At 72.1% G+C, this 13,124-nt stretch carries 10 protein-coding genes; 8 read left to right on the forward strand and 2 right to left on the reverse strand.

Translation table 11 applies throughout. The features are described from left to right. Positions 1–421: 421 nt before the first annotated feature. Positions 422–1,456 (forward strand): Ig-like domain-containing protein, encoded by a 1,035-nt coding sequence (locus tag KUM32_RS15030; protein ID WP_374227515.1) that lies wholly within the window; start codon positions 422–424, stop codon positions 1,454–1,456. Positions 1,457–1,557: 101 nt separating this feature from the next. Here KUM32_RS15030 and KUM32_RS15035 read toward each other — a convergent pair whose 3' ends face one another. After that, positions 1,558–2,472 (reverse strand): AraC family transcriptional regulator, encoded by a 915-nt coding sequence (locus KUM32_RS15035; protein WP_217142375.1) that lies wholly within the window; start codon positions 2,470–2,472, stop codon positions 1,558–1,560. A 157-nt stretch (positions 2,473–2,629) separates the two neighbouring features. On the opposite strand from KUM32_RS15035, the gene tkt reads away from it, so the two are divergent. Genes tkt through KUM32_RS15070 form a run of 7 tightly spaced genes read left to right on the forward strand, consistent with a single transcriptional unit; the run spans position 2,630 to position 12,673 of the window. Next, positions 2,630–4,714: a transketolase gene (gene tkt, locus KUM32_RS15040; protein WP_217142376.1), complete on the forward strand. Its 2,085-nt coding sequence runs from the start codon at positions 2,630–2,632 to the stop codon at positions 4,712–4,714. A gap of 21 nt (positions 4,715–4,735) precedes the next feature. Beyond that, positions 4,736–5,905 (forward strand): transaldolase, encoded by a 1,170-nt coding sequence (gene tal / locus KUM32_RS15045; protein WP_217142377.1) that lies wholly within the window; start codon positions 4,736–4,738, stop codon positions 5,903–5,905. Next, positions 5,902–7,680, forward strand: coding sequence for a glucose-6-phosphate dehydrogenase (gene zwf / locus KUM32_RS15050; protein WP_217142378.1), 1,779 nt, complete (start codon positions 5,902–5,904; stop codon positions 7,678–7,680). Before tal ends, zwf begins: the two co-directional genes overlap by 4 nt. Continuing rightward, positions 7,677–8,612, forward strand: coding sequence for a glucose-6-phosphate dehydrogenase assembly protein OpcA (gene opcA, locus KUM32_RS15055; protein ID WP_217142379.1), 936 nt, complete (start codon positions 7,677–7,679; stop codon positions 8,610–8,612). The genes zwf and opcA overlap by 4 nt, the downstream gene beginning before the upstream one ends. Continuing rightward, the gene (gene pgi, locus KUM32_RS15060) at positions 8,605–10,269 is read left to right on the forward strand and encodes a glucose-6-phosphate isomerase (protein WP_217142380.1); all 1,665 of its coding nucleotides are present in this window, start codon (positions 8,605–8,607) and stop codon (positions 10,267–10,269) included. Before opcA ends, pgi begins: the two co-directional genes overlap by 8 nt. 1 nt (position 10,270) lies before the next feature. After that, positions 10,271–11,152, forward strand: coding sequence for a phosphogluconate dehydrogenase (NAD(+)-dependent, decarboxylating) (gene gnd, locus KUM32_RS15065; RefSeq protein WP_217142381.1), 882 nt, complete (start codon positions 10,271–10,273; stop codon positions 11,150–11,152). 57 nt (positions 11,153–11,209) lie between these two features. Further along, complete coding sequence (locus KUM32_RS15070) at positions 11,210–12,673, forward strand: membrane-associated oxidoreductase (protein WP_217142382.1); 1,464 nt, start codon at positions 11,210–11,212, stop codon at positions 12,671–12,673. Here KUM32_RS15070 and KUM32_RS15075 read toward each other — a convergent pair. Then, positions 12,660–13,010, reverse strand: coding sequence for a hypothetical protein (locus KUM32_RS15075; protein ID WP_217142383.1), 351 nt, complete (start codon positions 13,008–13,010; stop codon positions 12,660–12,662). The two genes, KUM32_RS15070 and KUM32_RS15075, sit on opposite strands and share 14 nt — an antisense overlap. Positions 13,011–13,124 lie beyond the last annotated feature (114 nt).

A 13,124-nucleotide genomic window follows, 5' to 3' on the forward strand; every position in this document is an offset into this window, starting at 1 on the left:
GGGCCGCCGGGCCCGGAGGGCGCGCAGGGGCCGGAGGGCGCGCAGGGGCCGGAGGGCGCGCAGGGGCCGGAGGGCGCGCAGGGGCCGGAGAGCCCGGAAGAGCCGGAGGGCGCGCAGGGGCCGGAGAGCCCGGAAGAGCCGGAGGGCCCGGTGCACGCGGAGGACCTGGTGCGCGCGGAGGACACGGGCGCGGAGGACACGGTGCGCGCAGGGCACGGAGGGCGCAGGGCACGGAGGCACGCAGGCGCTGCGCGCAGGGCGCACGGGCGGTGCGGCGCGTGCGGCGCGTGCGGCGGGGACGACGTCGGCCATGCCGCAACGGACGGGCCACGGAGAGCGACGGGCCGCACGCGTGTGCTCGTCTGCCACATTTCTCACAGCCGTCACAGCCCTCTGCCGGGCGCCCACAGCGGCGGGCCGGATATACGGTACAGACTGCACTCGTCATCCTGAATCTCCTGACCCCGCAGAAAGGCCGCACGCAGTGAGCAACCCCCACATACCCGACCGGGCCGGCCAGCAGACCGGGTGGTCCCGACGCGGGGTGCTCGCCGCGCTCGGCGCCGTGCCGGTCGCGGCGGCACTGACCGGCCTGGGCGGCGGCCCGGCGCGCGCGGCCGAGGGGACCCCCACCGCCGCCCGGAAGACGCTGACCGCCTCCGTCACCCCCGAGGCGGGCGGCACGTACGGCGTGGGGATGCCGGTGTCGATCACCTTCTCGCATGCCGTGACGCGCAAGGCCGCGGTCGAGCGGGCGATCACGGTGACCGCCGACCCCGGCGTCGAGGTGGTCGGCCACTGGTTCGACGACACCCGGCTCGATTTCCGCCCCGAGAAGTACTGGGCGCCCGGCACGAAGGTCACGGTCCGCCTGCGCCTGGCGGGTGTGCAAGCCGCCGACGGCGTCTACGGCGCCCGGTCGAAGGACGTCGCCTTCACGATCGGCCGTGCGCAGATCAGCACCGTCGACCTGGCCGCGAAGCGGATGACCGTCGAGCGGGACGGCAGGACGCTCGCCACCTACCCGGTCACGGGAGGGAACGAGGACCACACCACCTGGTCCGGGATCATGGTGATCAGCGAGCGGCTGGCACAGACCCGGATGGAGTCCTCGACGGTCGGGCTCGGCCACGAGTACGACATCGCGGACGTGCCGCACGCCCAGCGCCTGACCACCTCGGGCACCTTCATCCACGGCAACTACTGGACCTCCGCCTCGGTCTTCGGGCACAGCAACTCCACGCACGGCTGCATCGGCCTGCACGACGCCAAGGGCGGGGACGACGAGGCCACGGCGGGCCACGCCTTCTACACCGGTTCCCGGCTCGGTGACGTGGTGATCGTGAAGAACGCGGGCGGCTCGGGTGAACGGACCGTCGACCCGGCCAACGGCCTCAACGGCTGGAACCTCGCCTGGAAGAAGTGGAAGTCGGGCAGCGCACTCCACGGCTCCTGACCGCCGGGAGCCCGGGACCACCCGGGCGCCCGGACACGACGGGCATGGGGAAGGGGCTCCACGCGCGCGTGGAGCCCCTTCCCCATGCCCGCGCGGGCCGCTCAGCGCAGCTCCGCCCGGAACGCCGCCGGCGTCAGATCCGTGTGCTGGTGGAAGAACTTGGAGAAGTTCGCCGCGTCCGGGAAGCCGACCGCCGCGCCGACCCGGCCGATCGGCATGTCGGTGTGGGCGAGGAGTCGCTTGGCCTCCAGGACGACCCGCTTGTCGATGAACCCCTTGGGCGTCTCGCCGGTGGCGGCGCGCACCGCGCGGACGAGGGTGCGGCGGGAGTAACCGAGCGCGTCGGCATAGGCGCTGACGCTGTGGTTGGTGGCGAAGCCCCGCTCGACCGCGTCCCGGAAGAGGGTGAAGGTGCTGTCCCCCGGCGTGTCCGCCCGCCCCTGCCCCGGCGCCCGCGCGGAGCTGGCCGCGAGATGGGCCAGGCGCAGCAGGAACGCCGACAGCGTGTGGCGCAGTACCGCGGTGTGCAGGCTGAGCGGCAGGGTGGTGGCGTCCTCGTACTCGCGCCGCAGGTGGTCGAGCGAGGCCGTCAGCGCGGCGAGCCGCGCCTCGTCGGGGTGGAGCAGGGGCGGCAGGTCGTAGCGGTAGAGGCCGGTGGCCTCCACGGTGGAGCGGGGCAGGAAGCCGGGCTGCATGGTCAGCGCCGTTCCGCGGTACTCGCTCGTCTGTGAGAAGCGGTGGACCTGTCCGGGGCGGATCCACAGCAGGTCGCCGGCGGTCGCCTCGTACTCGGCGAAGTCGATCATGTGCCGGACCGGGCCGCCGGTGAAGAGCATGACGACGTGGAAGTCGATGCGGTGCACCCGGTGCAGTGGGGCGTGCGTGTGCCAGGTGCGGCCGGCCCCCATGGGACCGACCTGCATGCCGACGCCGAGGAGGCTGAGATCGACCGGGAAGGGGAGCGTTCTGATCCCGCCGCCGTCACCGTCGCCGTCTTGCATGTTTTCGTCCGCCATGTCCTTCTCGCGCCGTCCCACCCGTACGCCGAGGCGCCGGGGCGTGTCCCAGTTTCACCACAGGCTGGCACAGGACGACCTTCACTCCAAAAAGTCAGACTTTTAAGTTTGAACACGTCAGACCAGCCCCTACGCTCCGATCGAGGATTTCTTGAAGATGAGCACGCACACTGCGGACAGCGCGGACCGCTTCGAATGGACCGACCTCGACCGGCGTGCCGTCGACACCGCCCGCCTCCTCGCGGCCGATGCCGTGCAGAAGGTCGGCAACGGGCACCCCGGCACGGCGATGGCCCTCGCGCCGGCGGCGTACACGATCTTTCAGAAGCTGATGCGTCACGACCCCGCCGACCCCGAGTGGGCGGGCCGTGACCGCTTCGTCCTCTCCCCCGGCCACACCTCGCTGACCCTCTACACGCAGCTCTACCTCGCCGGGTACGAGCTGGAGCTGGACGACCTCAAGGCGTTCCGCACCCACGGCTCGAAGACGCCGGGGCACCCCGAGTACGGCCACACCGCGGGCGTCGAGACCACCACCGGCCCGCTCGGCCAGGGCGTGGCCAACGCGGTCGGCATGGCGATGGCCGCGCGCTACGAGCGCGGTCTGTTCGACCCCGAGGCCCCCGCGGGCGAGTCCCCCTTCGACCACACCATCTGGGCGATCGTCTCCGACGGCGACCTCCAGGAGGGCGTCTCCGCCGAGGCGTCGTCCCTCGCCGGGCACCAGAAGCTCGGCAACCTAGTCTTCCTGTACGACGACAACCACATCTCCATCGAGGGCGACACCGCGACCGCGTTCTCCGAGGACGTGCTGAAGCGGTACGAGGCGTACGGCTGGCACGTGCAGCGGATCGAGCCCGCCGAGAGCGGTGACGTCGACGTGCACGCGCTGTACGCGGCCCTGACGGCGGCGCGGGCCGAGACCGGCCGCCCCTCCATCATCGCCATGCGCACGATCATCGCCTGGCCCGCACCGAACGCCCAGAACACCGAGGCCTCGCACGGCTCCGCGCTCGGCGAGGACGAGGTGGCCGCCACCAAGCGCGTCCTCGGCTTCGACCCGGAGCGGTCCTTCGAGGTCGCCGACGAGGTCCTCGCCCACACCCGCCGGGCCCTGGACCGGGGCGCCGAGGCGCACGCCGCCTGGGACAAGCGGATCGCCGCGTGGCGCGGCGACCAGCCGGAGCGCGCGTCGCTGTTCGACCGCGTGGTCGCCGGCCGGCTGCCGGACGGCTGGGAGGACACCCTGCCGGTGTTCGAGACCGGCAAGGCCGTCGCCACCCGCGCCGCCTCGGGCAAGGTCCTCCAGGCCCTCGGCCCGGTGCTGCCCGAGCTGTGGGGCGGCTCGGCCGACCTGGCCGGCTCCAACAACACCACGATCGACAAGACCAGCTCCTTCCTGCCCGAGGGCAACCCGCTGCCGGAGGCCGACCCGTACGGGCGCACCGTGCACTTCGGCATCCGCGAGTTCTCGATGGCCGCGGAGATGAACGGCATCGCGCTGCACGGCAACACCCGCGTCTACGGCGGCACCTTCCTGGTCTTCTCCGACTACATGCGCAACGCGGTGCGCATGTCCGCCCTGATGCAGCTGCCGGTGACGTACGTGTGGACGCACGACTCCATCGGCCTCGGCGAGGACGGCCCGACCCACCAGCCGGTGGAGCACCTGGCCGCCCTGCGCGCCATCCCCGGTCTGAACGTCGTCCGCCCGGCCGACGCCAACGAGACCGCGACCGCCTGGGCCGAGATCCTCAGGCGCCACTCCACCAACCCGGCCCCGCACGGTCTCGCCCTCACCCGCCAGGGCGTGCCGACGTACGCGCCCAACCCTGACGCGGCCCGCGGCGGGTACGTCCTGGAGGACGCCGCCGGCGGCGTCCCGGACGTGATCCTGATCGCCACCGGCTCGGAGGTCCAGCTCGCCGTGGCCGCACGGGAGCGGCTGGAGGCCGAGGGGACCGCCACGCGCGTGGTCTCGATGCCCTCCGTGGAGTGGTTCGAGGAGCAGCCGCGCGAGTACCGCGAGAGCGTGCTGCCGCCGTCCGTGCGGGCCCGGGTGGCCGTGGAGGCCGGTATCGGCCTGACCTGGCACCGGTTCGTCGGGGACGCGGGCCGCATCGTCTCCCTGGAGCACTTCGGCGCCTCCGCCGACGCCAAGACCCTGTTCGCCGAATTCGGCTTCACCGCCGAGAACGTCGCCGCCGCCGCCAGGGAGTCCCTGGCCGCCGCCCGCGGCTGACCCGACCCGCAGAAAGAGAAGATGATCACTGTGACCGAAGCAACCGCGCCCGCGGGAGCACTGCGACGCCTGTCCGACGAGGGCGTCTCCATCTGGCTGGACGACCTGTCGCGGCGGCGGATCGAGTCCGGCAACCTCGCCGAGCTGATCGCGACGAAGGACGTCGTCGGCGTCACCACCAACCCGTCGATCTTCCAGGCCGCCATCGGCTCCGGCGAGGGTTACGAGGAGCAGCTCGCCGACCTCGCGACCAGGGGCGTCACCGTCGACGAGGCGGTCCGCATGATGACCACCGCCGACGTCCGCGCCGCCGCCGACGTCCTGCGTCCGGTCTACGACGCCACCGGCGGACGGGACGGCCGGGTCTCCATCGAGGTCGACCCCCGTCTCGCCCACGACACGAAGGCCACGGTGGCCGAGGCGCGGCAGCTGGCCTGGCTGGTCGACCGCCCCAACGTCATGATCAAGATCCCGGCGACGAAGGCCGGCCTGCCGGCGATCACGGAGGTGATCGGCGCCGGCATCAGCGTCAACGTCACGCTGATCTTCTCCCTGGAGCGCTACCGCGAGGTGATGGACGCCTACCTCGCCGGCCTGGAGCAGGCGCGGGCGGCCGGGATCGGCCTGGCGGACATCCACTCCGTCGCCTCGTTCTTCGTCTCCCGCGTCGACAGCGAGATCGACAAGCGCCTGACGCTGCTGGGCACGGACGAGTCCCTCGCCCTCAAGGGGAAGGCGGCGCTGGCCAACGCGCGCCTGGCCTACGAGGCGTACGAACAGGTATTCGGCTCCGTCGGCGGTGCGACCCGGCCCGGGGACCGGTTCGCCGCCCTGGCCGGGGCCGGCGCCAACGCCCAGCGCCCCCTGTGGGCGTCCACCGGTGTGAAGGACCCGGCATTCCGGGACACCCTGTACGTGGAGGAGCTGGTCGCCCCCGGCACCGTGAACACGATGCCGGAGGCCACCCTGAACGCCGCCGCCGATCACGGTGACGTACGGGGCGACACGGTCACCGGTGGTTACGCCCAGGCCCGGGCGGACCTCGAGGCCGTGGAACGGCTCGGCATCTCGTACGACGAGGTGGTGGAGCAGCTGGAGCAGGAGGGCGTGGCCAAGTTCGAGGTGGCCTGGCAGGACCTGCTCGACGCCGTGACGAAGTCCCTCGACAGCAAGGGAGTTGACGGGGAATGAGCGAGGACCTTCCCGCTACGACGGTCCACGAGACCAAGGCGACGAAGGAGGCCAAGGAGGCCAGGACGGCCCAGGAGGCCGCGGGGCCGCTCCAGGCCGAGGAGGCCGCGGACGCCCGCGCCGCCGGCACGCCCGAGGCGGTCAAGCCGGCCAGGGCGGCCCGGACCTCCAAGAAGTCCGGGACGGCCGGTGCCGGCAAGGGCGCCAAGGGAGCGGCGGCGGAAGAGAAGGCCGTCGCCCCCGCGGCACCCCTCGACTGGAGCAACCCCCTGCGCGATCCCCAGGACCGCCGCCTCCCCCGGATCGCGGGCCCGTCCGGGCTGGTCATCTTCGGCGTCACCGGCGACCTGTCCCGCAAGAAGCTCATGCCGGCCGTCTACGACCTGGCCAACCGCGGTCTGCTGCCGCCGGGCTTCTCCCTGGTCGGCTTCGCCCGCCGGGACTGGGAGGACCAGGACTTCGCCCAGGTCGTGCACGACGCCGTCAAGGAGCACGCGCGCACGCCGTTCCGCGAGGAGGTCTGGCAGCAGCTCGCCGAGGGCATGCGGTTCATCCCCGGCGACTTCGACGACGACGACGCGTTCGAACAGCTGCGCAAGGCCGTCGAGGAGCTGGACGCCTCCCGCGGCACCAGCGGCAACTACGCCTTCTACCTCTCGGTGCCGCCGAAGTTCTTCCCGAAGGTCGTCCAGCAGCTCAAGAAGCACGGGCTGACCGACGCCCCGGAGGGCTCCTGGCGCCGCGCGGTGATCGAGAAGCCGTTCGGGCACGACCTGAACAGCGCCCGTGAACTCAACGCTCTCGTGCACGAGGTCTTCGACCCGGACCAGGTCTTCCGCATCGACCACTACCTGGGCAAGGAGACCGTCCAGAACATCCTGGCGCTCCGGTTCGCCAACACCATGTACGAGCCGATCTGGAACCGGTCCTACGTCGACCACGTGCAGATCACCATGGCCGAGGACATCGGCATCGGCGGCCGGGCCGGCTACTACGACGGCATCGGCGCCGCCCGCGACGTCATCCAGAACCACCTGCTCCAGCTGATGGCGCTCACCGCGATGGAGGAACCCGCCTCCTTCGACGCCGCGTCGCTGCTCACCGAGAAGCTGAAGGTGCTGCGGGCGGTGCAGCTGCCGGACGACCTCGGCCGGCACACCGTGCGCGGGCAGTACGCGGGCGGCTGGCAGGGCGGCGCGCAGGTGCCCGGGTACCTCGACGAGGAGGGCATCGACCCGGCCTCCACGACCGACACCTACGCGGCGATCAAGCTGGGGATCGACAACCGCCGCTGGGCGGGCGTCCCGTTCTACCTGCGCACCGGCAAGCGGCTGGGCCGCCGGGTCACCGAGATCGCGGTCGTCTTCCAGCGGGCCCCGCACTCGCCGTTCGACACCACCGCCACCGAGGAGCTGGGCGAGAACGCGATCGTCATCCGCGTCCAGCCCGACGAGGGCATGACGGTGCGGTTCGGCTCCAAGGTGCCGGGCACGTCGATGGAGATCCGGGACGTGTCGATGGACTTCGCCTACGGCGAGTCCTTCACGGAGTCCAGCCCGGAGGCGTACGAACGGCTGATCCTGGACGTCCTTCTGGGCGACGCCAACCTGTTCCCCCGTCACCAGGAAGTGGAAGAGTCCTGGCGGATCCTCGACCCGATCGAGGAGTACTGGGCGACGCACGAGCGGCCCGCGCAGTACGCCTCGGGCAGCTGGGGTCCCCGGGAAGCCGACGAGATGCTCGCACGAGACGGACGGAGCTGGCGCAGGCCATGAGGATCGACCTGACCGACACCACGGCAAGCAACATCAACAAGGCGCTGGTGCAGGGCCGCCGGGCCATCGGCACCCCGGCCGTGGGCATGGTCCTGACGATGGTGATCGTCACGGACGAGGAGAACGCCTACGACTCGATCAAGGCCGCCGAGGAGGCCTCGCGCGAGCACCCCTCGCGCACCCTGGTCGTCATCAAGCGGCACGCCCGCAACCTGCGCGACCGCACCCGCTCGCACCTCGACGCCGAGGTCCGGGTGGGCTCCGAGGCCGGCACCGGCGAGACGGTCGTGCTGCGCATGTACGGCGAGGTCTCCGAGCACGCCGACTCGGTCGTGCTGCCGCTGCTGCTGCCGGACGCCCCGGTCGTCGTGTGGTGGCCGGTGGAGGCGCCCGACAACCCGGCCAAGGACCCGCTGGGCGCGCTGGCGCAGCGCCGGATCACCGACCTGTACGCGGTCGAGCGGCCGATGGAGGCGCTGGAGCGCCGGGTCAGCTCCTACGCGCCGGGCGACACCGACCTCGCCTGGACCCGGCTGACGCTGTGGCGCTCCATGCTGGCCGCGGCACTGGACCAGGCGCGGGTGCCGGTGACCTCGGCGGTCGTGGAGGCCGAGGCGGACAACCCGGCCGCCGAGCTGCTGGCCCGCTGGCTGGAGGCCCGGCTGGGCGTCCGGGTCGACCGGGTGGTCACCGGCGGACCGGTCGTCACGGCCGTCCGCCTCGGCACCGCGAACGGCGAGATCGTCATCGACCGGCCGGAGGGCCCGCTCGCCACGATGACCCTGCCCGGCCAGCCGCCGCGCACCCTCGCGCTCAAGGTCCGTTCCACCTCCGAACTCATCGCCGAGGAGCTCAGGCGCCTCGACGCGGACGAGATGTACGCCATCGCCCTGCGCGGCGAGGCCCCCAAGGAGAACGCCGTCCATGTCTGACTCCACGAAGCTGACCCGGCGGCCCGAGTGGACCGCCCTCAAGGACCACCGCGCGGGCGCGCTGGCGCACCCGGACCTGCGCGAGCTGTTCGCCGCGGATCCGGGGCGGGCGGAGCGGTACGTCGTGCGCGTCGGCGACCTGCGCATCGACTACTCGAAGAACCTGGTCACCGACGAGACGCTGGGCCTGCTGCGTGAGCTGGCCGCCGCCACCGACGTGTTCGGGCTGCGTGACGCCATGTTCCGCGGGGAACGGATCAACATCACCGAGGACCGGGCGGTGCTGCACACCGCGCTGCGCGCCCCGCGGGACGCGGTGATCGAGGTCGACGGCGAGAACGTCGTCCCCAAGGTGCACGCCGTGCTGGACAGGATGGCCGACTTCGCCGACCGGGTCCGTAGCGGCGAGTGGACCGGCCACACCGGCAAGCGCATCCGCAACGTCGTCAACATCGGCATCGGCGGTTCCGACCTCGGCCCGGCGATGGCCTACGAGGCGCTGCGCGCCTTCACCGACCGCTCGCTCACCTTCCGGTTCGTCTCCAACGTCGACGGCGCCGACCTGCACGAGGCGGTCCGCGACCTGGACCCGGCCGAGACGCTGTTCATCGTCGCGTCCAAGACGTTCACCACCATCGAGACGATCACCAACGCCACCTCGGCGCGCTCCTGGCTGCTGGACGGGCTGGGCGGCGACGGGAAGGGCGACGACAAGGCGGTCGCCGAGCACTTCGTCGCGCTGTCGACGAACGCCGAGAAGGTCGCCGATTTCGGCATCGACACGGCCAACATGTTCGAGTTCTGGGACTGGGTCGGCGGACGCTACTCCTACGACTCGGCGATCGGCCTCTCCCTGATGATCGCCATCGGCCCGGACCGCTTCCGGGAGATGCTCGACGGCTTCCGCATCGTCGACGAGCACTTCCGCAACGCCGAGGTGGAGGCCAACGCGCCGCTGATCCTGGGACTGCTGGGGGTCTGGTACGGCAACTTCCTCGGTGCGCAGTCGCACGCCGTCCTGCCGTACAGCCACTACCTGTCGAAGTTCACGGCGTACCTCCAGCAGCTCGACATGGAGTCCAACGGCAAGTCCGTCGACCGCGAGGGGAACCCCGTGGAGTGGCAGACGGGGCCCGTGGTCTGGGGCACGCCGGGCACCAACGGGCAGCACGCCTACTACCAGTTGATCCACCAGGGCACCAAGCTGATCCCGGCCGACCTGATCGGCTTCGCCCGGCCCGTCGCCGAACTCGGCGACGAGCTGAAGGCCCAGCACGACCTGCTGATGGCCAACCTGTTCGCCCAGGGGCAGGCGCTCGCCTTCGGCAAGACCGCCGCGGAGGTCCGGGCGGAGGGAGTGCCCGAGGAGCAGGTGCCGCACCGCACCTTCCAGGGCAACCACCCCACCACGACCGTCCTGGCCACCGAGCTGACCCCCTCCGTCCTCGGCCAGCTGATCGCGCTGTACGAGCACAAGGTGTTCGTCCAGGGCGCGGTCTGGAACATCGACTCCTTCGACCAGTGGGGCGTCGAGCTCGGCAAGGTCCTCGCCAAGCGCGTCGAACCCGCCCTCACCCAGGGCGCCGACGTGCCCGGCCTCGATCCGTCCACGGCCGCGCTGGTGGCCGCCTACCGTGAACTGAAGGAAGTGCACTGACATGCAGATCGGTCTTGTTGGTCTCGGCAAGATGGGCGGCAACATGCGCGAGCGTCTGCGCAACGCCGGCCACACCGTCGTCGGATACGACACCAATCCCGAGCGGGCCGACGTCGGCAGCCTGGTCGACCTCGTCGAGCAGCTGGACCGGCCGCGCGCCGTCTGGGTGATGGTCCCGGCCGGCGCCGCCACCCAGCACGTCATCGACCAGCTCGCCACGCTCCTCAAGCCCGGCGACACCGTCATCGACGGCGGCAACTCCCGCTGGACGGACGACGAGAAGCACGCCGAGGAGCTGGGCAAGCGCGGCATCAACTTCGTCGACGCGGGTGTCTCGGGCGGTGTGTGGGGCCTGAAGAACGGCTACGCCCTGATGGTCGGCGGCGAGAAGGAGACCGTCGACGACCTCAAGCCGATCTTCGACGCCCTCAAGCCCGAGGGTCCCTACGGCTACGTCCACGCCGGGAAGGTCGGCGCCGGGCACTTCTCCAAGATGGTCCACAACGGCATCGAGTACGCCATGATGCAGGCGTACGCCGAGGGCTGGGAGCTGCTGGAGAAGGTGGACTCCGTGGACAACGTCCGCGAGGTCTTCCGCTCCTGGCAGGAGGGCACGGTCATCCGTTCCTGGCTGCTGGACCTCGCCGTCAACGCGCTCGACGACGACCAGCACCTGGACAAGCTGCGCGGCTACGCGGAGGACTCGGGCGAGGGCCGCTGGACCGTCGAGGCGGCCATCGACAACGCGGTGCCGCTGCCGGCGATCACCGCTTCCCTCTTCGCGCGGTTCGCGTCCCGCCAGGAGGACTCGCCGCAGATGAAGATGATCGCCGCGCTGCGCAACCAGTTCGGCGGGCACGCCGTGGAGGCGGCGAAGAAGTAGCACGACGTGGTGGCAACACGTTGACGCGACCGGCCGGTTCGGGTCAGAGTCCCCGCGATGGAGATCAACGACCTGACACCGGCCGAGGCGCGTGTATGGCGGGCGTTCGCCACGGGCGAGGCCGTGGACTTCCGGGCCTCGCCCGACGAGGACGCCGCCGGCGGCGGGAGCTGGGGCCCGGAGCGGACCGTGCGCGCCCGCGTGCTGCGGGCCCTGCTCCTCGCGGGCCCGCAGCGCGAGGGCGAGACCGCCTCGCTCAGTGTGGCGGGCGCGCGCGTCACCGGCCCCCTGGAGCTGCAGTACGCGACGGTCGACCACCCGGTGCGGCTGCGGCACTGCCACTTCGACGACGTGCCGAGGCTGTACGCGGCGCGGCTGCGCGAGCTGAACCTGAGCGAGTCCGTGCTGCCCGGGCTGGTCTCCCACGCGGTCCGGGTGGACGGCGTACTGCGGCTGACCCGTACCCGCTTCGGCGGGACGGTACGGCTCGGCGGTGCGGAGATCACCGGAAGCCTGTACCTGGAGAGCGCGCGGATCCACGCCCCTGACGCCGAGGGGCCGGTGCTCCAGCTGAACCAGGCCGTCCTCGGCGCCGATCTGTGGGCCCCCGGACTGCGCACGCGCGGGCAGGTGCGGCTCACCGGCGCGTCCGTCTCCGGGACGCTCAACCTCAGGGACGCCGAGCTGGACGCGCCCGACGGCACCGCCCTGGACGCGCAGAGCCTCGTCGTCGGGTCGGGTGTCGGCGCTTCCTGCCTGCGCGCCCGCGGCCGGCTCGACTTCCGGGGCGCCCGCATCCCGGGCACCCTGGATCTGCTGCACGCGAGCCTGTCCCGGCCCGGCGGCACCGCACTGCGGGCGAGCAGCTGTGTCATCGGGGAGCTGTGGCTGCGGCGCGGCGACCGCGTCGTGGGCGCCCTCAATCTGCGCCGCTCCCAGATAGACATCCTCACCCTGGGCCCCGAGATGCTGCCCGACGAGGTGTACCTCAGCGACCTCACCTTCACCGCCCTGGCCCCGCACGAGCCCGCCGAGCGGCGGCTGCCGATGCTGGAAAGGGACGGCGACGGGTACGTGCCCTACGCGTACGAGCAGTTGACGGCCGCCTACCGCAGGACCGGCGACGATGACGCGGCCCGGCGGGTCCAGCTCGCCAAGCAGCGCCGGCACCGCCGCACCCTGCCCTGGTACGGCAGGGCCTGGGGCCTCCTCCAGGACGCCGCCGTCGGGTACGGCTTCCGTCCGCTGCGGGCCGGCGGATGGCTGCTGTCGCTGCTCGCCATCGGCTCGGTCACGTACGGCCTCCGCCCCCCGCCGCCGCTCAAACCGGCCGAGTCCCCGGACTTCGACCCGGTCTTCTACACGCTCGACCTGCTACTGCCGGTGATCTCCTTCGGCCAGGAGAACGCCTTCGCCCCGGAGGGCGGGTACCAGACCCTGTCGTACGTCCTGATCGTCATGGGCTGGATCCTGGCCACCACGGTCGTCGCGGGCGTCACCCGCACCGTCAGCCGGCAGTGACGCCACGGGCCGCGCGCCGGGCGACCGGCCGGACGGCGGTGATCACCACGCCGGCGCGCGGTTCGGCGAACGGCCCGATGCCGCTAGCCGGGCATCCGGCACACCACGGCCAGGCCCCGCCCGGCGCCACGCCCAGCCCGGCCGCCCCGACCCCGCCCTCCTGGGGACCCAGCCGCCGACGTCCAGCACACAGCCGCATGGCAAGCAGCACGACGCCCAGCCCGACACCGCACCCAGCAGCCGCCCCGAACCCGCCCTCCAGGGAACCCAGCCACCGATAACCAGCAAACAGCCAGATGGCAACCAGCACCACACCCAGCCCCGCCACGCCGGACACCCAGGCGATGGCGCCCCCGGGTGCCCCGGCCACCGGCATGCAGCGGCACCCAGGGCGAGCAGCGCCGGGACGGCCGGCGGCGTCCGTACCCCGTACCCGTACCCGTCCCCGTCC

The sequence above is a fragment of the Streptomyces sp. AC627_RSS907 genome (assembly GCF_019049165.1).